Origin of the sequence: Mucilaginibacter sp., assembly GCF_039921305.1 — a bacterium.
GTDB lineage: Bacteria > Bacteroidota > Bacteroidia > Sphingobacteriales > Sphingobacteriaceae > Mucilaginibacter.
This window is the reverse complement of record NZ_JBDSCA010000018.1, coordinates 1-25313: the sequence shown is the minus strand read 5'-3', so window position 1 is coordinate 25313 and position 25313 is coordinate 1. Positions and strand designations below refer to the sequence as shown.

Genomic DNA, 25313 nt, shown 5'->3' with positions numbered 1-25313 from the left:
TTTAGTAGATTTATATAGGTCTTGTTATTTAATACTTAAGTAATAGATTATTAATTAACTTATTACAATTAAAATAAAAGCACTTTTTTAGTGTAAGTATTGAAATTTAATATTAAACTTGTCATAGATTTTAGATCTGGATTATTGATTAAAAATTTACTTTAAACACTATTTTAACTGACAATATATTAATGCTCCGAAGAGCGTACATGTTTATATGTGCGCTTAATATGTTATGCGTTTTTGCGGCTTTGGCACAAAATAAAAACGCCGACATGCAAGGCTATGTAAAAAATATAGGTAACCAGCCTATTGCCTATGCTTCGGTAGTTTTATTAAAAGCTACCGACTCAACTGTAATAAAACTTGCCATTACCAACCAAACTGGTCTTTTTAAATTTGTTGGCATAGCTCCTGGCAAGTATTTAGTTAAAGTTTCTTGCACTGGCTATAACTCCAAACTAACATTGGTTAACTTTTTAAGTAGTAGCATTTTTAATATTGTTACCATTCAATTAAAAAAGAGTAATGTTGATTTAGCTGAAATTGCTGTTGTTGAAAATAAAAACTTTGTAGATGTTAAACCAGGGAAAACTACACTTAATATTCATAACAGCGTTTTTGCATCTGGCAGTACTGCTTTAGATATATTAAGAATGTCGCCGGGAGTACAAATTAGTAATAGCGATGATATTTCGTTGAATGGCAAGGCAGATGTATTGATATTGTTGGATAACAAACCTACCTATTTATCAGGAACAGCTTTAGCCGATTTGTTGCGCGGCACTCAAAGCAGCATGATCGATAAGATCGAGATCATTAATAATCCTAACTCAACTTATGATGCTTCAGGTGCCGGTGGAGTGATCAATATAAAATTGATGCGTGATAAAAACCTGGGTTTTAACGCGCAGATTAATGCGGGTGGGGGGATAATCATGTCGGGCATAAGCAATTATAATGATGGCGAAAAAGGCAATGCAGGCATAAACTTTAATTATCGTACCAAAAAGCTTAATGTTTTTGGGAATTACTCATACAGTAACTCAGCATATTTCAAGTCATCAGCGTTAAGCCGGGTAAATAACTATAACGGTGTTGTTGACGTAATAAGCGATGATTGGGTTATTAATCAGCGAAGAGTTAATAATAATTTCAGGGTTGGCGCTGATTATAATATTAACCCTCAACACGTTATTGGCTTTTTGTTAAGTGGGATGTTTATGGATTTGAACGGGCCAAAAAATACAATTTCTACTATAAATAGCCTTAATAGTACCGATTCAACTATACTAACCAATTCTGTTTTAAAACGCTGGCAAACTAATATTACCTATAATTTAAACTATCGGGGTGATTTAGGTAAATGTGGTGATATAACCGTGGATGCGGATTATATTAATTATAACCGCAGTTATGCCGAAGAATTTCAAAGCAGCTATTTCTACAGTAATAATATTACACCTTATCGTAACCTCATCTTAGAAAACAATTCGCCTTTAAATTATGATGTGTATGTTTTTAATGCAAGCTATCATGTTAATTTAAACCCAACCAATAATTTAGTAGTAGGGTTTAAAGATAGCTACGCTAAAGCCGATAACTTCTCTGATTTTGGCTTGGTGACCAATGGAGTTTACAATTCGTTGCCATTATTTACCGGCAGGTTTAAATATACCGAAATGCTGTACGCTGGTTACATCGATTATAACCATATATTCAGTAAAAAATCAAATCTTGAATTAGGTTTAAGAGTTGAGCAAACCATATCCGATGGTTTAACCCCATCGCAGGTTGAAAACGTGCACAATAACTATATTGATTTTTTTCCAAATGTGCAATACAACTATATTGTAAATAATGATAACCAGTTAAAAATGAGTTATCGCCGGAGCATAAACAGGCCTAAATATGAAGAGTTAAACCCGTTTTTACTTTATAACGATCAATATACCTACCAGATTGGCAATCGTTATTTGAAACCGAATTACTCCAATACTATCGCAATAGATCATGTTTATAAGGATAGGTTCAGTACATCGGCCAGTTTTACCGTAATTAATGGTTTTACGCAAACCGTGTACATGCAGAACGATCAAACCCAGATCACCACTTTAAAGAAAATTAACCTGGGCAACAGGTATAATTACGATTTGGTATTTATTGCACCCATAACCTTTACAAAATGGTATGCGGCCGATTTTAATCTTGATATGTTATACCAGCGTTTTACCGCAACGAATGGTACATTAGATAATGGTAGTACCGATATTACTTTAAAGGTGGCTCAACATTTTAAATTGCCCTTGAGCATGAAGGCTGATATTACAGCACAATACGAAACGCCAACTACTTATGGGATTTTTAGATATAAATCAAACTTTTTTGCTTTTGGTGCCATCAGTAAAAGCGTGCTCAAAAACAAAGGAGCTATTCAGTTACAGGTAGATAATATATTCCAATCAGATAAAAATGTTTATACTTCGCATTATCAAAACCTCAATATCAGCGGTACACAAGTAAATATTTTCAGATCAGTACAGTTAAGCTTTACATACATATTTGGCAGTCAAACTATTAAAGCCGCCCGTAAAAGCACAGGTGCTGATGAAGAGCAGGGGCGTGTAGGTAATAGCACAAATTAAAAACAGGATATACACTTTCGCATATATCCTGTTTCATAAATATTGACCTGCTTGTTAGTTCAGTTTAGCCAGAGCGGCAGCAATACGTTTTATGGCTTCTATCAGTTTCTCTTCAGATGCGGCGTATGATATACGAATAGATTTTGGATCGCCAAATGAATCGCCACCAACGGTAGCAACGTGAGCTTCTTCTAAAAGAAAGATACTCAACTCATCAGCATCATTAATTACTTTGCCATTATAGCTTTTGCCAAAAAACGATGTTACGTTAGGGAAAAAGTAAAAGGCGCCATCAGGTAAGTTAGTTTGTACGCCCGGAATCTTAGATAACAGATCGTAAACAATACCACGGCGTTTGCGGAAAGCTTCGCGCATTTCGTGTACACTGGCTAAACCACCTTCGTAAGCGGCAACACCGGCACGTTGCGTAATAGAGCAGGTACCAGAGGTAATTTGACCTTGCAACTTATCAAATGCAGCAGCAGTTTCTTTGCTTGATGCTGAATAGCCTATGCGCCAGCCCGTCATAGCGTATGATTTTGAGAAACCGTTGATGATCACAACACGGTCTTTAACCGATTCAAACTGCGCTATCGATTCATGAGCCTCAACAAAATTGATGTGCTCATAGATCTCGTCAGATAAAATGTAAATCTGCGGGTAACGCTCAAATACCTCAACCAAACCAGCCAGTTCTTCTTTGCTGTAAACACTACCTGTAGGGTTACAAGGCGATGAAAACATGAATAATTTGGTTTTAGGGGTGATAGCAGCTTCTAATTGCGCGGGTGTAATTTTAAAGTTTTGCTCAACGGTGCTGTCTATAAAAACGCTTACACCTTCGGTTAATTTAACAACTTCGCTGTATGATACCCAGTATGGTGTAGGGATAATTACCTCTTCGCCAGGGTTAACCAAACACATTAAAGCGTTGGCAATAGCCTGTTTTGCTCCTGTAGAAACAACTATCTGGCTAAAATCATAATCTAATCCATTCTCGTTCTTCAACTTGGCAGCAATGGCTTTACGCAATTCAGGGTAACCTGCTACTGGTGTGTAGTAAGTAAAGTTTTGGTCCATAGCTTGCTTCGCAGCATCCTTAATGTATTCCGGGGTATGAAAATCCGGCTCACCAAAACTCAGGCTGATCACATCAACCCCTTTAGCTGAAAGTTCGCGGCCCAGCTTTGCCATTTTAATTGTTGCAGATTCGGATAGATTTTTGATCCTGTCGCTTAATACGTTCATCGTTGATTTTGTTGTTGTTGCGGGCAAATATAGAAAATTAGTTTGCCGATGGCTACGCAATTTATTGTTAATTTTAATTAAAAAAGCCGATTTTTGCAGCCTTGATAACCAATAGCAAACTGTTATTATGCACTTTTATGAAATTTATAGAAGGGATTTTAATATAGATTGCGATAAAATAAAACAACTTGCACGAGCAGCGAAAGATTATTCTGATTTCATTGATCACCGGCGCAGTGCTGATGGTGGCTAAGTTTGCCGCGTACTTTTTAACGCAATCCAACTTTATTTTAACCGATGCTGCCGAAAGTATAGTTAATGTAATTGCCAGCGGTTTCGCGTTTTTTAGTATCTATCTTTCGGAGCAACCTAAAGATATTAACCACCCTTACGGGCATGGCAAGGTGGAATTCTTTTCTGTTTTTGTTGAGGGGATTTTGATATTGATAGCGGGAATAGCCATCATCATTAAATCAGCCTACGGTTTTTTTCATCCGAACGAGATCCATGCTATTTTGCTGGGAGCAACCATCATCGGGATAACCGGGGTTGTAAATGGCTTGCTGGGTTGGTTTATGATTAAAAAGGGAGAAAGCCTACGCTCCATGACCTTAGATGCCGACGGGCGCCATCTACTAACCGATATGGTTACCAGCGCGGGTTTGGTAATAGGCTTAACGCTTATCTATTTTACCAAAATAGTGATGCTGGATAATATCCTATCCATTGTAGTAGCAGGTTACATTATTTACACTGGCTATAAACTTACCCGCAAAGCCATTGGCGGTTTAATGGATGAGGCCGACTTTAAAATTGTTGAGCATGTAATAGCCGTATTAAACGCCAAACGCAAAGAGGATTGGATAGATGTACATAACCTGCGCGCCCAAAAATATGGTAACGAACTGCACATTGATTGCCACATGACGCTGCCAAACTATTTCGATCTTAATAAAGTTCACCTCGAAGTTTCATCGGTTGATAAGCTGATAAACCAGCAAGTAAGTATAAAAACGGAACTGTTTATCCATACCGACCCTTGTTTACCCGAGTGCTGTAATTATTGTAGAATGCCCAATTGCCCCATCCGCTCCGAACCTAAAAACAGGGATATTGAATGGACCATGGATAACGTAACCCGTAACAAAAAACACTTTGAATAATGAGCTCTTTTAACGTACGTGTTTATGGTTTGCTGATCAACGATCGGGATGAAGTACTTATCAGCGATGAAAAGGAATACAGCACAATGTTCTCAAAATTTCCCGGTGGTGGCTTGGAGTATGGCGAGGGTTTAATAGATGGCCTTAAACGCGAGTTTATGGAAGAGTGCGATATGGAGATAGAAGTGATCAAACATTATTACACCACCGACTATTTCGTTAAAGCTCTTTTTTTTGACGGCCAATTGATCAGCATTTATTATATCGTTAAAAATATATCGCCAATCAATCTCATCATCAAGCAAAAACAATTTGATTTTGATGGCGATGTTGAACCTCTACAAGCCTTTAGATGGGTTAAATTAAACGAGCTTAAGCCTGATGATGTTACCTTCCCGATAGATAAGCATGTGGTTGAATTATTAAATAAAGGATATGAATTTAGTTGAGCGCGACCTTAAAGTAATATGGCACCCCTACACTCAAATGCAAACTGCCGCGCCGCCCATCCCAATAGTAAAAGGAGAGGGTGTTGTACTGTTTGATGAAAATGGCGAAGCTTATATTGATGCTGTATCATCATGGTGGGTAAACATCCACGGGCATTCACATCCCTACATCGCACAAAAAGTTGCCGAACAACTGCTCAAACTAGAGCACGTGATATTCGCGGGCTTTACGCACGAAGGGGCAGTTGAACTGGCCGAAAGGTTATTAGCGATTTTACCGAATAATCAAAGCAAAGTATTCTACTCCGATAACGGCTCAACTGCTATCGAAGTTGCCATAAAAATGTGCCTGCAATATTGGCATAATCAGGGTATGCCACGCACAAAAGTATTGGCTTTAAAGAACGCCTATCATGGCGATACCTTTGGTGCTATGGCCGTAAGCGGGCGCAGTGCATTCACCAATGTTTTTGAATCACTATTGTTCGAGGTTGAGTTTATCGACTTACCGGATGCTAATAATATAGAAAGTATCAAGTCGCAAGTATCGAGTATCAAGACTGATCTGGCTTGCTTTATATTTGAACCTCTTTTACAAGGTTCGGGTGGTATGCTGATGTACGAAGCGGAGTACCTTGATCAACTAATGGCACACTGCCGCGCAGAAAATGTGTTAACCATTGCCGATGAAGTATTAACCGGCTTTGGCCGTACAGGCAAACGCTTTGCTTGCGATCATTTGCAGCAGCAGCCCGATATCATGTGCTTCTCTAAAGGTTTAACCGGCGGAACAATGGCTTTGGGGGTTACCACCTGCACACAAGCCATATACGATGCCTTTTTATCGGATGATAAACTTAAGACCTTGTTTCATGGCCATTCATTTACAGCTAATCCTATCGCTTGCGCGGCAGCTTTGGCCAGTATGGATCTGTTTCTTTCGCCCGAAACTATGGAGAATATCCAGCGAATTGAAGAACGCCACGCACGCTTTGCTTTGAAAATTGGTCATCATCCTAAATTAAAGGAAGTAAGGCAAATAGGCACCATCATTGCCATGGAATGGGAAACCGGCGGACAAACATCCTACTTCAGTAACCTTCGCGATAAGCTATATCAACACTTTTTAAAAGCAGGCATTATACTAAGGCCACTTGGTAATGTGTTGTACATTTTACCCCCATATTGCATTAGCAACGAGCAACTGGACTATATTTACACCGAGATTGAAGCCGCGCTGGAAATCTTTTAATTGAATTGATATCTATGGATAATTTACTGAATAAGATAGTTGCAAACCCTGACTTGCATGCACGCTGGTTAAACACGCTTTCGCTGATGGAAAACACCGGCGCACGTAAAATATCAGCAAGCGAGGATACGGTTAACGTAACATATATCATATTAAAACATGCCGCCGAAGAGCATCGCCACGCGTTTTATCTAAAAAAACAGATAGATAAAATAGGAGAGGGTGTTTGCCCAACATATGCCCGTCAGTTTTTGTTGGCTCCTGCTCAAAGTAAATATTACCTCAATCAATTAGATGTTGAAGTTTGCCGTTATCTAAAAAAAGAATTGAACCTGTCGGGAATCGAACTGCGTTTTGCAGCCTACCTGTTGGTTACCTATGCCATTGAAGTACGGGCAGATGAGCTTTACCCTGTTTACCAGGAAGCCTTAGACAACGCGGGCAGTAAAGTGAACGTTAAATCCATCATCTTAGAAGAAGAAGGCCACCTGGAAGAAATGATCAACCAACTCAAAAACTTCTCGCCCGATTGGCAACTGCATGCCGACAGAGCTGTTGTGATAGAAACTGCTTTGTTTAATAACTGGCTAACGGGTTTGCAAAAAGAGATAGGTGTAGCTACTGCTTAACGCTTACCCATATACTCCGTAAAAACCTGCTGTAAATAAGCCTTACCATACGTAAGGTTTTTATCGTTAACTGCTTTGCTGGCATGTGGATATTTGGTGAATATCACTTCCCTGCCAATATTATCAAACGATATAGATTGCTCTGGCGTAATAAACCCAAAGCCATTATCCCAATCAAAAAATGCGAAGGATTTGCTGCCGGGGTTTAATAGATCTTTAGACCATTTGAACTGATCATAAGGTAAATTAAGTTGTCCCAATATGGTAGCCGCTATGTCCGTTTGGCCGCCAATTTTATGGATGCGTGTACCGCGATATTCCTTTTTTATGGCACCACCCATAAATAGCAAAGGGATGTGGTATTTAGATGGCATAAAGGCTTCGTTAACATTGCGCGGCAGGCGATGCCCATGATCAGCAACTAAAATAAACAGCGTATTTTTATACCATGTCTGTTTTTCGGCTTGCTTAAAATAGCTGTTCAAAACGGAATCCGTATAATAAGCTGTGCTTCTGAATTGGTTGCTCACGCTATCACCCGGAAAATGGTGCTTACCCGGCAGATCGAACGGCTCGTGGTTGGTCAATGTTTCTACCAGTGAGAAAAACGGCTTATCTTCATTATTCAAATACGGAATATGTGCATCCAATAAAGGTCCATCATTCACGCCCCATTTTGATTCTATCTGACGGCGTTCAAAATTAGCTTCACTTGTAATGTGCTCAATATCGTGCGTTAACATATACGATTTGAAATTCATGTATTCAACCTCGCCACCATAAAAGTATGAGGTGTGATAGCCCGCGTTTTTAAGCGCTGTAGGCAAGCCCGGAAGCTTTTCTTGCTTGGTATTATCGGTTATGATGGTGCGTATGGCTTGTGCCGGAAAAGCACTTAAAATGGCTACGATTCCTTTATCTGTACGGTCGCCGGTTGAGTAAATGCTATCGCACAAAACACCGCCCTTAATAAAATTCTCAAAGTTGGGGCACACGCCCTTATCGCCACCTAATGATTCTATCACATCCGCGGTAAAGCTTTCCAACTGAATGATAACGATGTTAGGGCGTTTTGTATTCAGAATGTGTAACGTAGTGTCGGATTTTTCGGCATATAATGATCGCGATATGCTATCGGCAATCTTTGGAGCAAAATAAATATAAGGGTTATGTACCGCCTTCAGGTTCTCAAAAATATTATCAAATAAGTTCCACTCCGTGTTTAATGCAGATTGATTCAGGATATGCTTATTAGAGAAATAAGACATACTCTGATTGATAGGCGATGGCTGCAAACCGCCACGCATAAAAAACAGGTTAAGTAACAACAAGAAAGCCGACATAACCAGTTTAATAGAAACCGGTGCTTTTGGTGGCACATATTTGTATTGAATAACCTTTTCGCCTATGAATATACCCAGAGCCAGCATAACAACACCAATAGTAACACAAAGTGCTATTGGCGATGATCCGCTCGAGGCCAGCGATTCCGAGAATTGGGTAAAAATGGTATCAATTACCCGGTAATTTACCTTGGTGCCCCACTCGGTAAAAATATTAAGATCGAGTATGGTCAAAAAAGAAACCAGTAACAGGCATGTCCAGGTATATATTCTTAACCAAATAGCTTTTAATCTCCCGCCTGGGATAAACCAAACCACTAACGAAACAAGCAATGGGATAACAGCGATGTAAGCCGCGGTTGAGAGGTCAAGCCTGATGGCATATAAAAAAGATTCAATGATCTCTTTTACGCTGGCTATTTTGAGCTTTTTGTAAAAGTAGAGTTCGAAAGTAACTCGGGCGATAAAGAAGAAGATCAGCCAGAAGAGGTAGAACCGGATCAGGCTAAAAAGGTTTTTTAACATCGGGCGCAAAAATATCAAATTAAGCCGATGTTAAAAAACCTTTAATAACATGTTAAAATACTTACACGTGTTTAACAACGCTGAAATGGTAAATACTTATTTTTTTCCACCCATCATGGCCATTAATTGCGACCATGGAATATTGGTAGCATCAGCAGGAGCCTTAAACGCGCCGGCAGGTACTTTCGCATCGCTAATTGATTTTAAGGTAACCAATTGTTCGCCACGGCCCGGTTGCAGATAAGTGAACTGAACAGGTGTTCCGGCTACTGTTTTATAAGTTTTGGTAAATGAGTTTGCAGCAAGGTTAACATCTTTGGTTATCCAAAGGTCGTAAGTTTTGCTTGTTTTGGTATCCTTGGCAATGTATTTGGTGCAATTGTAATCACCAATCTTTTTAGTTTCTGTGGTTGCTGTAAAAGCATAAACTGGTATCATGTCGGCCATTTCTTCAAGATCGGCAGGGCTTGCAACCGCAATTAATTTTTTGCCGGCAACCGGTATATCCACCAATACCGAAACATAATCATCTTTTAAAGTAGATGTAATAGTTACAGTAGCAGGGCCGCCCTGAAAACTAAGGGCCGATGTATCGCCTTTAAATAATACTTTACTATCAGCAGCGCCGGCAGTGGTAACTACGCCATAAGTAGCGGTACCTTCGGTATAGGTTTTTTGCGCCTTTGCACCAATAACTGTTGCAGATAAGGCCAGGCCCAAAGCAACTTTTTTAATCGAGATCATATTCATTTTGCAGTTAATTTTTTACGTTTTTAATTAGATACCCAAATTGCAGCTTTGTTACGTTTTAGGTTAATAAAAGTAAAATTACCCAATTTAGTTTCCTGTTCAAGTTGGTTTAATAACCGGGTGGAATTGCTACCATCGGCTATCAGTTGCTTAAAATTAAAGTTTTGTTTTAAGTATTGCAAGCTGATGCGCGGGTTTCCGATAATATAAAGATAGTCGATATTTAGTTTATCCGGAAATGTTTTTCCGTCAAATGATCCATCCAACAACAATATAGTTTGACTGTTGAAATGGATAAGATGCCCGCGCTTTGATATATAAACCGCATCAGTATCCTTACTCAAACTTTTCAGCTTTGTTACCCTGCAGCTATCCAAATAAGGTTGAATAGAATATTGATAAGCTTTATCCTTCGCATTTAAATCCGTTAATAGTAATCCTGAGTTACCATTTCTAAATAGTATTCCGGTATTCTTTCGCAAGCTAAAAAAGGTGATCGCATTAGTATTTGATGAATTATAAGCCTTTAAGCTAAAGCTGATAGAAACCAACAAGCCCAGCACTAAACTAAATTTAAGCCATTGCCTGTTTTTTTGGATCAAAAAGCAAAGTGTGCCGATAATGATCGCGTAAGCCAAAATAAACTCTAATGGACTGAGCCATATTTTGCTGATACTGCCGAACGGCGCATGCTCCATTAATGATAATGTTTTAGTCATGATAGTGATGGTTCTTTCCAATAGCCAACCTAACGATGCTGATACGATCGGGATATGCGGCAGTGCCAAAAAGAATATCCCGGCATACATTACTATCATTGATGGTAAAATGATAAACACATTGCTCAATAAAAAGTAAACCGGGAAATCGTGAAAATACAATGCCCCTAACGGGAACAGGATAATTTGAGCAGCCAAACTCACCGAAGCCACCAGCCATATTTCGCGCGCTATCCAATTCTTAAAATGAGCCCATTTATAAACATAAGGCTGGATAATAATGATGCCGAACACGGCCATATACGATAATTGAAAGCCAGCATCGCAAATGTAAAACGGGTTATACAGTAACAGGATGAACGCCGAAACCGCCAACACATTCAAGCGGTTAATATGCCGGTTAAAACTAAAGCCGATGATAACCATGGTCAGCATCACCACTGCCCGGCAAACGGGCGCCGAAAAGCCGGTGATCAAAGCATAAAACCAAATGAGCAAAATGGAGACTACGATCTTGATCAATTTGGTACGCTTGCCATGCGGCAAAAAGCTCAATAAAAAAGTGATCATCAAATAAATCAACCCAACATGCATTCCGGCAACGGATAGTAAATGCATGGTGCCTGTTTTGGCGTAAGCTTCCTGAACTTCTTTGCGCAGATCGGCCCGGTAACCTAAAATAATGGTTGATGCTACAGCCACCACATCAGTATCGCGGATAGCACTCTTTAATTTATTAACCAAATTTAACCGCAGTTTTAAAGCATAGGCGATCATAGGGTTACCCGCATCGTGCTGTAAAAGAGTAACCTGGTATTGTATCAAAAACGCTTGCTGATAAATATTTTGATGGACTAAAAATACCTTATAATTAAACTCAGCGGGGTTTAAAGGAGCTTCAACGTTAGTAAAGTTGGTTGGGATAATCAGTCTGTCACCGTATACTAAACTAATCGCCTTGGCGGTATCTATCTTCACAGATACCATCAGATTACCCTTCATTAATTGTAATTTGCCGGTATCGCCGCCTTGTTCAATCCGGGTAGTGAACCTCAAAATGCCGTTATTTAGTTTGGGTTCGCTGGTAATCTGGCCGATCAGATAAGTTGATTTCTGCTTAGAAAAATGCGCTGCCGAATTGCTCTCCCGGTTAGCCTCCAAAGCTATTATCCCAGCAAGGAACAACATTACGCCAGCCAATACCCCGCCAATCCATCTCACTTTAAAAAGATTAAATTTTTGATAGCCGACGTTCAAAACAATGAAAGCCAAAAGCAGAATACCCACCGCAATTTCAAGGCCCAAAATGTACCCGGCACATGGGTACATCACGCTCATGCTCAACCTGCCAAAAAGGGCAATAGCAATAAGGTAAAGGGTATTTCTCCTTTGTGAAAGGCAATCATTGCTTATAATTGTGAGCTGCAGGCCATGGGTAAATATGGGTATTTTTAAAACCTGCTGTCATTGCGAGGTACGAAGCAATCGCACGGAGGCAGAGTGGCCTTGTATAGTTCGCGATTGTTTCGTACCTCGCAATGACAAGCGGAAAACATGGGTGCTTTTTCGTATTGATTCCTGCATCTTAATTCTTGATTCTTCTTTACCCCCTAATATACAAAAAATACCTCAAAATATCAAAGTACAGTACTTGTACTACTCCCATGTCGCTATAATAAATTATCCATCCTTATTATTTTATGTATTTTTGTACGTTCATTTTTAACTGGCCATGCCCAAAAAAAGTTTCAGGTTCTTATACATCCCGCTCATTGTATTGCTGTTATTTACTTTAAGTTGTAAGCAACAACCTATAATTGCCACTAAATTTTACGAACACTATCAAAACAAAGTTTATAAAGATTTTGATACCACCGCCTACTACGCCGAATTTAAGCACCAGCTCACCTTGCTCAAACCCGATCTGCATTATGTTCCGGCTTTAACTATATACTACAATAACCAAAGTTTTGAGCCTTACTTTGTTAATCGCTTTTTGTTTAACAAACAATTACGCGCACTCATCCAATATCTCAAAAGCTCAAAAGAGCACGGCTTAAACCCCGACCTGTTCAAAGCCGAAAAAATTGAGCGTGACCTGGATACCATAGAAGCTAATCACTTTAAAAACATAGCCGATGTTTACCCCATACTGGCCCGTTTGGAAATAGAAACCGCCAACTCGTTATTGGTATATTCAAGTGCCCTGCAATACGGCGTAGTAAACCCGCGTAACCTATATAGGCGATATGATATGCCCATCAAAAGGTCGGATACTACCATGTTCCAAAAAGCTTTTCAGGTTCAGGATCTGAAGCAATATCTGGATCAGGTCCAACCCAAAAACGAAGCTTACCTTGCCTTGAAAAAGGAATTGGCAAGCATCAATACCAATGTATTGGATAGCGCAAAAATGGGCCGGATCAATATCCTTAAGATCAACATGGAACGCCTGCGCTGGCAAATTCCCGCTAAAGAAACCCGTTATCTTTGGGTGAACATTCCGGCATTTAACCTGCAATGGGTTGAAGATAAAAAGGTTATATTTAACATGAAGGTATGCGTTGGCCAACCCAAACCCGCCGGTTACGATACTTTGCTGCTGCGATGGCTAAAAACCAAAAACATAGACGACAAACCGCAAAACCACGAAACAACTATTCTAAGCAGTCGTATCAATACCATACAACTCAACCCAACCTGGAATATACCCACCAGTATTGCCCAAAATGAGATCTATTATTCGGTTATCAGAAACCCGAATTACCTGGCTGATAATAACATCCGTGTTTACTATAAAGACAGATTAGTTACCGACCCGGATACCATTAACTGGCGGCACATTCAACGCCAAAAAATGCCCTACAAATTTAAACAGGATGCCAGCGAGCTAAACGCCCTGGGTAAATTCAAATTTATATTTGATAATGAAAGCAGCATTTACCTGCACGATACGCCCAACAAAAAGGCTTTCTTTAGTTCATGGCGCGCCGTAAGCCATGGCTGTGTACGTGTAGACGACCCTTTGAAACTAACCGAAGCTTTAGTTAATGATACCAGCACGGTAGATAACATCCGCATGGAAGTTGGCCTAAAGCCCATAAACCCCAAAGATACCACACGTTACAAAGCTATCCAGGCCAGAAGATCGGCCCCTGGTTTTGAACTCAAATCAAAATATATTAGCTTAAAGCCCGATATGCAACTCTTCATCGATTACTACACCTGCCTGCCCGATGAAGCCGGTAAACTAATTTATTACAACGATGTGTACCATATGGATGATAAACTGCTAAAAGCGATGGGGAAGTTTTTGAGCAAGTAAGAATAAGCCATAAAAATCGTGTCATTGCGGTTGGCACGCTATCGCTCGCAATGACACAGTTTTTATTCCATTTTCTCCAATTAGCTCACTACCTTTACCACATGCTCCGCGTAAGCCAGTTATTTATCTATCCCATCAAATCCCTCGGCGGTATTGAGCTGACTTCAGCACGCGTAACCGACCGTGGTTTTAAGTACGACCGTCGCTGGATGCTGGTAGATAGCAACAACCGTTTCTTATCCCAACGCGAACTGGCCCAAATGGCTCTATTAAAAGTAAGCATCCAAACCGAGGGTTTACTGGTAATACATACCCTATCGCGCAAGCAAATAACCATACCATTTGAACCGCAAACCAATCAAACCGGAGCGTTTACTATTTGGGATGATACCTGCATGGGCCAATATGTTGGCACTTTCGCGGATGAATGGTTTAGCGATATATTGGATATGGATTGCCGCCTAGTTTACATGCCCGATGCATCTGAACGGGGGGTAGATCCTGAAGCAAAATACGTTCAGGAATATAAGATAACTTCGTTTAGCGATGCATACCCGTTTCTGCTGATCGGGCAATCGTCGCTGGATGAATTGAATAGCCGCTTAGATATTGCCATCCCGATGAATCGCTTTCGCCCCAATATTGTTTTCACCGGCGGCGAGCCCTATACCGAAGATACTATGGCCGGGTTTACCATAGGCGATATTGAATTTAAAGGCACCAAACTTTGTGCACGCTGCAATATCCCAACAATAGATCAGGATACAGCCATTGCCGCTAAAGAGCCTACCCGCACTTTAGCCAAATACCGCCGCGGTAAAAATAATGTGTACTTTGGTCAAAACCTGATCCATACGAGTGAAGGTATCATCAGCGTAGGCGATGAAATTGAAGTTACCCGGATAAACCAAATGTTGAACTCACTAACCCTCGTTGTATAAATGCGCGATATAACCCATAAACAAATAACCCTGCGCACGGCTAAAGCCATAGGCGTCATATTTTGCACGCCCGAAACTATTGAGCTCATTAAAACCGATGCCCTACCAAAAGGTAACCTGTTTGATGTAGCTAAGGCAGCAGGGTTTATAGGCGCCAAGCTAACGCCACAGCTATTGCCACATTGCCACCCTGTACAAATTGATGGTATGGATATGAGCTTTGAGTTTTTGGATAAGGAAACACATAGCGAGTATTTTGATGATTCGATTTTTACCCGGTCGGGGATTGTGGTGTTGGGTAACGCAAAATCAATTGGCCGTACGGGGATTGAAATGGAAATGCTTACTGCGGTATCTGTAGCCTGTTTGGAGATCTATGATATGCTGAAACCGGTTGATAAACAACTGGAGATAGGCCACATTAAATTACTGCAAAAACGTGGAGGCAAAAGCGATAGGGATCGTTTTATTGAAACACAGCCATTGTGCGCCGTGCTGGTATGCTCGGATAGTACAGCAAACGGCTCCCGCGAAGACAAAAGCGGAAAGCTATTGATGGAAATGCTGAAAGAGGTAAATGCTAACGTGGTTGACTACATTATTGTTCCGGATGAACCGGAGCAAATACAGGCGCAAATAAAAACATGGGTTGATGATGATATCCATTTCATATTTACCACAGGTGGCACAGGTTTAGGTCCGCGCGATAATACGGTGAGCGCCGTTAAAGCCATACTGGAGCGCGAAGCCGAAGGCATTGCCGAAGCGATGCGTGGTTTCGGCCAGCAACGCACACCACTGGCTATGATGAGCCGTGGCATAGCCGGAACCATAGCCCAAACGTTAGTTGTTACCTTACCGGGAGGTGTTGGAGGGGTAAGGGAGTCGTTAGAGGCAATTTTACCCGGAGTTTTCCATGCCCGGAAGATGTTACTGGGTGAGGGACATTAATTTATTGTGGATTTATGTTTTTAGAATCCACTAACATATTCCTTTAAATAGTTACCGTTGCCTGAGTTTTTTTAGTCGTAGGCTTAAAAACCAATTTATTAGTGATGTTGAGTAATGGTTTTTCCAGGTATTGGTAGACTGGTAAGCTTACTGCAATGCTAAAAAGGGTAGCTATAATAACAAAAATATCGCCATTATTTAAACCGAATTTGGGATACAGCTTGCCAACTGTTAGTATAACTAACATATGGATAAGGTATCCCGAAAAGGAAGCATCACCAATTTTGATCCAGATAACCGGTATCGTTAGTTCAAAAGCTTGCTCCATAAACATTAGCCCAAACACAAATATGGAACAAGGCAATCCCCATATTAACGATCGTGCCAAAGCCATACCATTGTCGGTTAATATGATGGCCGGGCTTGATATGCCATCGCTATCGTAAAGTAAACTGGCCAGCATTAAAGCCAACCCAATTATAGTAGCCGTAACGCTTAATATTTTAACGGTGCTTAATTTTTTCTGATCATAACGTGCCATAAAATATTGGTATCCAATACCAACGGCTACACCAAAAGCAAATTCAAATAAAATAGGTGTACATAAAAATTTGATCAGAACGCTTTTAGGATCAATAAAACAGCCCACAACGCCCAATATGATCAATGTAACGATCAGCGGCCTGAAAAGTTGCTTTGGTTTAAAAACCAAGGCGATTACAATGATCAGGTAAAAATAGATCTCGAGCGATAACGACCAGCCCTGCCCAATGATAGGGAGCAAGGCATCGCGGGCGGCAAAAACCGGAAAAAAGAGTATCGTTTTAGCTATTTCGCCATGAGTTACAGGATGATGTATAGCATATCTTTCAAAATAAACTACAATTGATAAAAGCCAGTAAAGGGGTAGTATCCGTACCATCCGTTTCAACAAAAATTCAAACCAACCATCAGGCTTTTTCAGGTACGATTTGGTAACTATCGTCATGATAACACCGCTTACTACAAAAAACAGATCGAGGCCTATAGAAGTCCAGTGTCTCACATTTAGAAAGTGTGATTGCAATGAATCGGAAAAATTATTACCACGCGATATGATAAAACTGTGATTGTAAATCACCAATATTACAGCTATGGCCCGTAATAGCTGAATAGAGTTTATTTTTTTATTCATCAGTTAAATTAACATGGGATTAAATAGGACTTAAAAATACATAAATTTATGGGCGATGCCTTGTTTTTTTACTTTTTTCAGCTTATTTACGCATATTTAGATAAGGTATAATTGTTTTTTAATGTATTTCAATATGTTTAATTATAAAACCGCTCAACAAATTATCACCGGGCTATTCCGCCCATCCGGAACGGAAAGCATTGCACTGGATGATGCCGATGGCCGTGTGTTGGCCGAAGATATTTATACCGACAGGGACTACCCACCCTTCAACCGTGCCACTATGGATGGTTATGCCATTAATACCAATGATTGGGAAAAGGGTACACGTGGGTTTAAAGTTCAGCAGGTGATTTATGCTGGGCAAACCGGACAGGCCGAATTACAAGCCGGAACATGCTATAAAATAATGACAGGTGCGCCGGTACCCTCATCCGCCAACGCGGTTATTCGCCGCGAAGATGCAGTACAAGTGGATGATACAGTTAGCTTCAACATCGATACTATAAAACCCTTCCAAAATATAGCCCGCCAGGGCGAAGATATTAAAGCAGGAGAAGGCATACTCAAATCACAAAGCATTTGCTCACCTGCTGTAATAAGCCTGTTGGCAACATTGGGGAAAAGCCATATTACGGTTAAAAGCCTGCCCAAAGTGGCTTTGTTTACTACCGGTGATGAGGTTGTTGGTATTTCGGAAGAAATTAAACCTAACCAGATCCGCAATAGCAATCAATACCTCTTAAAAAGTTTACTCAAAAAATGGTTGATCAAACCGCAGGTCTGCAGCCATATTATTGATGATAAAGAACAGCTAAAAACGGTATTAAGCGAAGTGTTAAACTTCGACATCATCATTACCTGCGGTGGTGTATCTGCCGGGGATGCCGATTATTTGCCCGAGGTTTTAGAAGCATTGGGTGTAAAAAAGTTGTTCCATAAATTAAGTATCAGGCCGGGAAAACCCCTTTGGTGCGGCCAATTGCCCAGCGGCGGTTTGGTTTTTGCCTTGCCGGGTAACCCAATTTCGTGCATGGTGACGTTTAAATTGTTTATTGAGGCATACATTTCGATGTGCTTTGGTTTGGGGGTACCTAAATTATTGCAGTTGCCATTTAAAGGTTCGCGCAAGCGTGTTAGTAGTTTTGATGAGTTTTTCCCGGTAAGCATTTCAGGAGAACCATCAATGCTGCACCCCATACATACCAATACTTCGGGCGATATCCGCTTAGGTTTAGGTGCCGATGCCCTGGCATTCCATCCTGTCGAAGCAGATGTTTTGAATGATGGGGATATGGTAAACTGCTTGCTATTTTAATTTATCCGAGTTCCGCGTTAGATAGGAGCGCCCGCCTTCCGGCTGGCAGGGATAGCCCGGGCCGCAGGCAACGCCCAAATTTAGTTCATTAATCTTACCACTCAATTATCACCATCCTATTAATAAACCAACAACAAATGAATTAATGAACAAGTGAAAACATTGTCAAATTTTGCACGTTTATTTTAACCATCACTACACATCGGCAAAATTTAATTAAATTTGATAAATGATTGAGTTGAACGATAAATATGGCAGAGGGTTTAAAACCTTGCGGGTGAGCTTATTGAGCACCTGTAACCTGGGCTGTATTTATTGCACCATGGGTACAGAGGATGAGGTATCGTATGATCATCGGCCTCAAAGCCCGGCAACTGATCTGGTGAAAAGAATAGCTGCATTACACAGCCAGTTAGGCTTAAAAACCATCCGTTTAACGGGCGGAGAACCATTGCTTTATCGCGAACTTGAGGCTGTTATAAGGGGTATTAAGGCGCTTGGGATAGAAGATATCCGCATGACGTCTAACGCTTTTTTATTGGAGCGCCATGCCCTTAAATTAAAGCAGGCGGGCTTACGATCCGTTAATGTATCGCTTGACGCGATAGATGGTGATAGCTTTTTCAGGATGACACGCCGCAAGCAATTACAACGTACCCTGAAAGGTATCGAAGCCGCTATAGATGCTGGATTGGAAGTCAAGATCAATTCGGTAATTATGCGCGGCCAAAACCACGATCAGATACTGCCTTTGCTGGATTATGCTATCGCACATAACATCCCTGTAAGGTTTCTGGAAGTAATGGCCATGGGCCATTTATATGGCAACGCGGAGCAGCACCTGTTTACGCAACAAGATATTTTGAATACCATTGCCACCAAATATAACTTTATCCGCCTGCCGCGAAAACCATCGGCAACAGCCAATTACTGGCAAACAGAGCAGGGTGGGGTATTCGGCATCATCGGTAACGAAAGTGAACCCTTTTGCCAGGATTGCAATCGCCTGCGCTTAGATGCCGAAGGTAATATTTACGGTTGTTTAAGTAATAATAAGCCCATCGCGTTAAGCGGAAACGAAAGCGGGGAGGAATTGAATAACAAATTACAACAAGCCATGCAACAAAAGCAAAGCCTGCATTTTGTGGGGAGTGAGTTGAGTATGATGCATATTGGAGGCTAAAACACTATGTCATTGCGAGGTACGAAGCAATCGCACGTACGCAGAGCGGCCTTGCAAAGTTCGCGATTGCTTTGTACCTCGCAATGACACATGATAATAACATAATGAAAATACAGGTATTTGCCGTTTTAAAAGATTACTTTGATAAAGAGTTTGAGCTGAGTGACACAGTTACCAGCGTAGCCGCTTTACAACAACACCTAACCCAGCTCAATACCGAGGCTACCGGCATTTTAAAACTTTGCCGCTTTGCCGTTCACAACGAATTTGTTGATCAAAACTATACACTAACAAATAATGATACTATCTGCATATTCCCACCCAGTAGCGGAGGCTGAGGTTCCCGAATTATCGGCCATGCCTTTGGATGTTGTGGCTTTGCTGGCACAGGCCCATCACCCGCGCGCGGGTGCCGTGGTGCTTTTTAGCGGCGAGGTACGTAACCATAACAACGGGATGGATGTTGATTATTTAGAGTACGAGGCCCACAAAGCCATGGCCGCAAAAATGATCAAACAAATTATTGCCGATGCTCATGATAAGTTCCCACTAAACATTGCCGTAGCCCAACACCGTACCGGTAAGGTTATTGTTGGCGAAACCGCCGTTGTGGTAATAACCGCCTCGGCGCATCGTTCAGAAGCTTACGCTGCCAATCAATATATTATAGATCGTATTAAACACGAAGCCACTATCTGGAAATGTGAGTACTTTAGCGATGGTACTAAGCAGTGGGGCGGTAATTGTAGTTGCCACTAAGGCAACTCGAAAATAATCGTCATTTCGAAGGAGCCTGCCTGCTGGCAGGCAGGGTACGACTGAGAAATCTTCTGCACGCGATAAGTATGCTGTAGGCTTGCCGCGTTTAGACCTGTCGCTCGCAGAAGATTTCTCTCGTCAGTGAACAGAGCGTTTGCTCTATTCTACCTCGTTCGAAATGACAAAGGTTCTAAACCCGAATCCGATAACTATCGGATCGAAAATCCCAATTCCGAAATCCTAACAATCCCCATCCGGCCCGCAAACCGGCCCATCAATACTTGCAGGTACCACCTCATTCCATGTCTGCTTCAAAGCACCCAAAAACGTATCCGTATGTTGCGCGCCAGATACCGCGTACTTATCGCCCAATACAAAAAACGGAACACCACGTACGCCAACCTGCCCGGCTTCGTAAATATCATGTTGTACTTCTTCGGCGTATTGGTTGCTGTTCAGCGTTTGTTTAACGGCTTCGGCATCAAGGCCTATGCTTGTGGCTAATTCAGTTAATGTTTCCTTATCGGCGATGTTTTTGCCTTCGGTAAAATAGGCTTTAAATAAGGCTTCTTCCAATTGATCCTGCACACCTGCTGCTTTAGCCAGGTGCGATAAGCGGTGCGCATCAAACGAATTAGCTATAACCGCTTTATCAAAGTTATATTCTAAACCCAATTCGGCAGCCGTATCCGTCATTTGAGCGTGCATTTGTTCTGATCGTTCAATGCTGATGCCTTTACGTTCGGCCAGGTATTCATTCAAACTTTGGCCGGTGTTGTTTTGCATTGTTGGGTCAAGCTGGTAGCTTTTCCAAACAATCTCAACCGCGTCTTTATGTTCAAATTGCTCAAGCGCGTTTTCAAACCTGCGTTTGCCAATATAGCAGAAGGGGCACATCACATCGCTCCATATTTCTACTTTTAATTTTCCGTTTTTTTCCATTGTGTGGTGTTAACAAATGCAAATTTAAGGCTTAATTTAATTTGTTTGCCAAGCGAAACACATGGGAATGTAAATACGTAAAAGCTTACAATAGTATGTGTTTTAGCAGATTTGATTGCGGAAATATTGCTTTTTGCAGATGCTGGACCCCAAAGATTTATATGTTGGTAAAATAATTTATTTACTTATTTGAAAATTAATTTATCGTACCTATATTTGTAACATAAATGTTGCTAATAAGCCTAAATATTACAACAACTAATTGATTAACACTTAACAAGGCTACAAAATGATAATTGCTTTCATAATTACCCGTGTTGTTATTTATATCAGAGCTGCCCGCGCTAAAAAATTAGCCACGCTGGTAGTCGCTTCTTAACAAGTCCCAAACCGTTTCCTGTTACAATAGCTTAGTGCCACTGCTGTGGCATGCGCGTGGTTTTGATAAACAGATATGTAATGAATATCGAATATTGAAATTACTTCTTTATTCGACATTCAAAATTCAGTGTTCGATATTCACTCTTCTGTTAATCCCCATCCTGAACCGTATAAGTATAGGTTTCTAAATTACCCACGGGTAAATTAGCCATATCGCCACGGTTCATCTGCCACCAAAAACGGATGCGGGGTTTATCATGGTTGCCAATCTCGTTCATGGAATCCACATCATATAAACGGCCATTAACCATTACGTATTTGATCTTTTCGCTGTTGCGGATATCGTCCAACGGGTTCTCGTTCATCACCACTAAATCGGCCAGTTTACCAACTTCCAGCGATCCTATTTCTTTATCCATACCCAAATACCCGGCGCCATTAATAGTAGCGCAACGGATGGCCTGTAAAGGTGTCATGCCACCCTGTGCCAGCATCCAAAGTTCCCAATGCGCACCAATGCCTTGTATTTGTCCGTGCGCGCCTAAATTAATCTTAGTGCCTCCATCGGCAATTTGTTTAACCGCTTTTGATACCTCAATATGGCCATAGTCACCATATTCGGATGTTGTCCTCCGGCGTGAGCGTGCATCAATAAGGGCCCGTGGTGTAAAGTTGAGCAAGTGCTCATTCTTCCAAACCTCGGTGCGGTCGTACCAATAATTCTCGCCGAACTGTGTACCATAGCTAACTATCAAGGTAGGCGTATAGCCGGTTTTACTGGCGTTCCATAAGCTCTTAACGTCTTTATAAACAGGTACAACCGGTATGTTGTGCTCAATACCAGTATGACCGTCCAAAATCATGTTCATGTTGGTAAAGTAGGTTGAACCACCTTCGGGAACCACCTCCATTTGCAACTCGCGGGCGGCGGCAATAATTTGCTGGCGCTGCTCACGGCGCGGCTGATTATAGCTCTTTACCGAGAAAGCGCCTACAGCTTTCAATCTGCGCAAGTTAGCACGGGCATCGTCCATGCTGTTTATCACGGCTTTAAAATCACCTTCGGCACCATACAATATCGTACCTGTTGAATATACCCTCGGGCCAACCATCGCGCCCGATCTCAGCATCTCGTTCTGGCTAAATACCATCTCCGTATTGCTCGATGGATCGTGCGAGGTAGTAACCCCAAAAGCCAGGTTAGCATAATAACCCCAATCCTGCTGTGGCGAAACACCATCGGGGCTGGTACGCAAATGCGCGTGTACATCTACAATGCCGGGCATTATGGTTTTACCGGCAACATCGTAAACTTTAGCATCGGCAGGTATGTTTACATCGGCGTTTTTACCAATGGAAACTATCTTATTCTGGTCAATTACAATGGTGGCGTTCTCAATTACCTCATCACCCTTCATGGTAATAATACGGGCGTTTTTAAAAGCTATTTTGCCTTCCGGGATATCACTTTTAAGTTTGAGGTTCAGGTCCGTTCCAACGGTATCAATAACCGGTGTCTTATCTGCCGCGCCCTCAATAAACGGAAAGTCGCTGCGGATATCCCTCGTAAAATACTTTGGTCCTAATGTCCACATCAAAGTCTGGCTGTTTTTTGCCCAATGCAGGTAAGTACCGGCATCACGCGTAAGCTTGTTTAACGGGATAGCCTTATTAGTAGCGGATAGATCTTGTACCGTTCCGGTATTTACCATTGGGGTAATGTAGCAATTAAACAGCTCGGTAAAAGCCATCCACTTACCATCAGGGCTTGGCGCGAATTGCGTGGCATAGGTGGATGTATATAGCGTTTGCTGATTAGCACCATTAATATCCATCACTTTAAAGGCCTTTTTATCACCCTCACTACTCTGGTAATATATTTTAGAATCATCTGCCGAAAATTGAGGGCGGATACCATTATTCAGCACCATTTGTGGCTTACCGCCAGTTACCGGCATAATATAAATGCCTGGGGCATTGCCAAAGTAATAGCCCAAAACTTCGTTGCCTTCACCCTTACGGTAGATAATTTTATCACCCTTATTAGCATACTTTGGCGAGTAATAAAAGCCCTTATCAACAGTAAGCTTGGTAACAACATGGGTGGTTAGGTCAATACTGTTGATAGATCCCTTCACTTCATCCGCCCAATCAACATACACCAGCGATTTCCCATCCGGACTAAAATCGGGTTCAAACTCAAAATCGGTACCGGTAGTAATGCGTTGCGCTGGTCCGTTGGGCAATACTTTGGTATAAATAAAGCCCGCGGCATTAAAGGCCACCATTTTGCCATCTGGCGAAGTTGTTAACTGCCTTACCATTTTAACGGTAAAATCATCAGTAAATACCTTTTGCGTAAAGTGCAAAGCATCACTAATGGTTTGGGTTGATGTTACTTCGAATGGGATATTCACCGCGTTCAAACTGGTAATATCCAGGTTCCATATTTTGCCTTTGGCATAAAATATCAGGTTCTTGCTATCCGGGGTCCAGGCAAAATTTGGGTACACACCAAATACGGCCCAGGTTTCCTGCTGATCGTGTGATAGATTATCATATACCGGCCATTCTTCCTGCGTATCTAAGTTCTTCAAATACAATACGCTTTTCAACCTGTCGCGCCTCACAAAAGCCATCAGCTTATTATCCGGCGAAAGCTGTGGCCTGCAAGCGCCGCCCGCGCCACCGGCTACTGTTTCAATCCGGCCATTATCACGGTTTAACCGTTTAATAGCATATATGCCGCTGTTTGGGTCTTTATTATATTGAAAGTATGGGCCTGCGGTAACATCTTCGCTCCAGTAAATATATTTACCGTCTGGCGATGCTATGGGTTCACCCGCGTCCTGCTGGTCGTTTTTGCGTTTGGTTAACTGGATCCCATCGCCACCATTTTTGTGGTACAGCCACATTTCGCCGGCACCTAATGATCGTGTTCCGGTGAAGTGTTTGCGGGCAACTACGTACTGTCCGTCGGGTGTCCAGCTTGCGTTGTTTAGCAGTCTGAAAGTTTCCTTTGTCAAGGGACGTTTGTTGCCACCATCCGCATTCATCAGCCAGATGTTATCGGCACCGTCGCGGTCGCTGGTATACGATATCGTTTTACCATCCGGACTATATCTTGGCTGTACATCCCAGGCCTTACCGCCACTCAGCAGCACCGCTTTACCACCCGTAACCGACATGGTGTAAATATCACCCAGCATATCAAAAACCAAATTCTTACCATCCGGACTAATATCCAGATCCATCCACGTACCGTCCTCAGTAGTAAAGGTTACCTTTTTGGATTGCCCCGGCGGAGCCTCAATGTTCCATTTTTGGCCATAAGATAAACCCGTGATCAGCAAAAGCAAGGTAGCAGTATACAGTAATTTCATGAAGGACAGTTTGAAGCCGCTAATTTAGCAAAATGCCCCATAGCCCGAAGTTGAACTTGTTGATTTGGTGTAATTTGTTTGAGATGATAATATATTACTCACCACCTGTCATTGCTGTAAAGGTTTATTAATTCGGTAACAGAATTAGCTTTATACTATGTAAGCTAAAAGTTATGCGGAATATTAATAATGACCTAACGCTAAAGCGGAACTATCTGAGCAAGTATCGTTTC

The 25313-nt window shown here is 41.5% G+C and carries 19 protein-coding genes; 12 read left to right on the top strand and 7 right to left on the bottom strand.

Translation table 11 applies throughout. The annotated features are described in order from the left end of the window. Positions 1 to 230 precede the first annotated feature (230 nt). A complete protein-coding gene (locus ABIN91_RS04460) occupies positions 231 to 2645 on the top strand; it encodes a TonB dependent receptor (RefSeq protein ID WP_348048900.1) in 2415 nt (804 codons plus the stop codon). Between the two features lie 54 nt (positions 2646 to 2699). On the opposite strand, the gene ABIN91_RS04455 is transcribed toward ABIN91_RS04460, so the two are convergent. Then, the gene (locus ABIN91_RS04455; RefSeq protein ID WP_348048898.1) at positions 2700 to 3893 is read right to left on the bottom strand and encodes a pyridoxal phosphate-dependent aminotransferase; all 1194 of its coding nucleotides are present in this window, start codon (positions 3891 to 3893) and stop codon (positions 2700 to 2702) included. A gap of 188 nt (positions 3894 to 4081) precedes the next feature. Here ABIN91_RS04455 and ABIN91_RS04450 point away from each other — a divergent pair, with 188 nt between their 5' ends. Genes ABIN91_RS04450 through ABIN91_RS04435 form a run of 4 tightly spaced genes read left to right on the top strand, consistent with a single transcriptional unit; the run spans position 4082 to position 7386 of the window. Then, complete coding sequence (locus tag ABIN91_RS04450) at positions 4082 to 5056, top strand: cation diffusion facilitator family transporter (RefSeq protein ID WP_348048896.1); 975 nt, start codon at positions 4082 to 4084, stop codon at positions 5054 to 5056. Beyond that, positions 5056 to 5505, top strand: coding sequence for an NUDIX domain-containing protein (locus ABIN91_RS04445; protein WP_348048894.1), 450 nt, complete (start codon positions 5056 to 5058; stop codon positions 5503 to 5505). The genes ABIN91_RS04450 and ABIN91_RS04445 overlap by 1 nt, the downstream gene beginning before the upstream one ends. Next, a complete protein-coding gene (bioA, locus tag ABIN91_RS04440) occupies positions 5492 to 6757 on the top strand; it encodes an adenosylmethionine--8-amino-7-oxononanoate transaminase (protein WP_348048892.1) in 1266 nt (421 codons plus the stop codon). Before ABIN91_RS04445 ends, bioA begins: the two co-directional genes overlap by 14 nt. A gap of 14 nt (positions 6758 to 6771) precedes the next feature. Beyond that, positions 6772 to 7386 (top strand): hypothetical protein, encoded by a 615-nt coding sequence (locus ABIN91_RS04435; protein WP_348048890.1) that lies wholly within the window; start codon positions 6772 to 6774, stop codon positions 7384 to 7386. On the opposite strand, the gene ABIN91_RS04430 is transcribed toward ABIN91_RS04435, so the two are convergent. From ABIN91_RS04430 to ABIN91_RS04420, 3 genes are all read right to left on the bottom strand, one after another. After that, on the bottom strand, positions 7383 to 9254 hold the full coding sequence (locus tag ABIN91_RS04430) for a sulfatase-like hydrolase/transferase (protein WP_348048888.1): 1872 nt from the start codon (positions 9252 to 9254) through the stop codon (positions 7383 to 7385). The two genes, ABIN91_RS04435 and ABIN91_RS04430, sit on opposite strands and share 4 nt — an antisense overlap. 96 nt (positions 9255 to 9350) lie before the next feature. After that, positions 9351 to 9998 carry a hypothetical protein gene (locus ABIN91_RS04425; RefSeq protein ID WP_348048886.1) on the bottom strand — a complete coding sequence of 216 codons (648 nt, stop codon included), beginning with the start codon at positions 9996 to 9998 and terminating at the stop codon, positions 9351 to 9353. Between the two features lie 29 nt (positions 9999 to 10027). Continuing rightward, a complete protein-coding gene (locus tag ABIN91_RS04420; protein WP_348048957.1) occupies positions 10028 to 12052 on the bottom strand; it encodes a ComEC/Rec2 family competence protein in 2025 nt (674 codons plus the stop codon). A 403-nt stretch (positions 12053 to 12455) separates the two neighbouring features. On the opposite strand from ABIN91_RS04420, the gene ABIN91_RS04415 reads away from it, so the two are divergent. The 3 genes from ABIN91_RS04415 to moaCB are packed head-to-tail and all read left to right on the top strand — an operon-like array spanning position 12456 to position 15940. Further along, entirely contained in the window at positions 12456 to 14048 is a 1593-nt protein-coding gene (locus ABIN91_RS04415; RefSeq protein WP_348048884.1) for a L,D-transpeptidase family protein, read from the top strand. Between the two features lie 50 nt (positions 14049 to 14098). Next, complete coding sequence (locus ABIN91_RS04410) at positions 14099 to 14989, top strand: MOSC N-terminal beta barrel domain-containing protein (protein WP_348048882.1); 891 nt, start codon at positions 14099 to 14101, stop codon at positions 14987 to 14989. Next, on the top strand, positions 14990 to 15940 hold the full coding sequence (gene moaCB / locus ABIN91_RS04405; protein WP_348048880.1) for a bifunctional molybdenum cofactor biosynthesis protein MoaC/MoaB: 951 nt from the start codon (positions 14990 to 14992) through the stop codon (positions 15938 to 15940). Between the two features lie 43 nt (positions 15941 to 15983). On the opposite strand, the gene ABIN91_RS04400 is transcribed toward moaCB, so the two are convergent. After that, entirely contained in the window at positions 15984 to 17114 is a 1131-nt protein-coding gene (locus ABIN91_RS04400; protein WP_348048878.1) for an acyltransferase, read from the bottom strand. A gap of 133 nt (positions 17115 to 17247) precedes the next feature. On the opposite strand from ABIN91_RS04400, the gene ABIN91_RS04395 reads away from it, so the two are divergent. The 4 genes from ABIN91_RS04395 (at position 17248) to ABIN91_RS04380 (ending at position 20374) form a co-directional block, all read left to right on the top strand. Further along, entirely contained in the window at positions 17248 to 18432 is a 1185-nt protein-coding gene (locus ABIN91_RS04395) for a molybdopterin molybdotransferase MoeA (protein ID WP_348048876.1), read from the top strand. 229 nt (positions 18433 to 18661) lie between these two features. Continuing rightward, positions 18662 to 19615 (top strand): GTP 3',8-cyclase MoaA, encoded by a 954-nt coding sequence (locus ABIN91_RS04390; RefSeq protein ID WP_348048874.1) that lies wholly within the window; start codon positions 18662 to 18664, stop codon positions 19613 to 19615. Positions 19616 to 19719: 104 nt separating this feature from the next. After that, positions 19720 to 19953 carry a MoaD/ThiS family protein gene (locus tag ABIN91_RS04385; protein ID WP_348048872.1) on the top strand — a complete coding sequence of 78 codons (234 nt, stop codon included), beginning with the start codon at positions 19720 to 19722 and terminating at the stop codon, positions 19951 to 19953. Continuing rightward, positions 19913 to 20374, top strand: coding sequence for a molybdenum cofactor biosynthesis protein MoaE (locus ABIN91_RS04380; protein ID WP_348048870.1), 462 nt, complete (start codon positions 19913 to 19915; stop codon positions 20372 to 20374). The genes ABIN91_RS04385 and ABIN91_RS04380 overlap by 41 nt, the downstream gene beginning before the upstream one ends. A gap of 240 nt (positions 20375 to 20614) precedes the next feature. Here ABIN91_RS04380 and ABIN91_RS04375 read toward each other — a convergent pair whose 3' ends face one another. Both ABIN91_RS04375 and ABIN91_RS04370 read right to left on the bottom strand, forming a co-directional pair. Further along, entirely contained in the window at positions 20615 to 21316 is a 702-nt protein-coding gene (locus ABIN91_RS04375) for a DsbA family oxidoreductase (protein WP_348048868.1), read from the bottom strand. A gap of 530 nt (positions 21317 to 21846) precedes the next feature. Beyond that, positions 21847 to 25080 (bottom strand): amidohydrolase family protein, encoded by a 3234-nt coding sequence (locus ABIN91_RS04370; protein WP_348048866.1) that lies wholly within the window; start codon positions 25078 to 25080, stop codon positions 21847 to 21849. Positions 25081 to 25313: the final 233 nt, after the last annotated feature.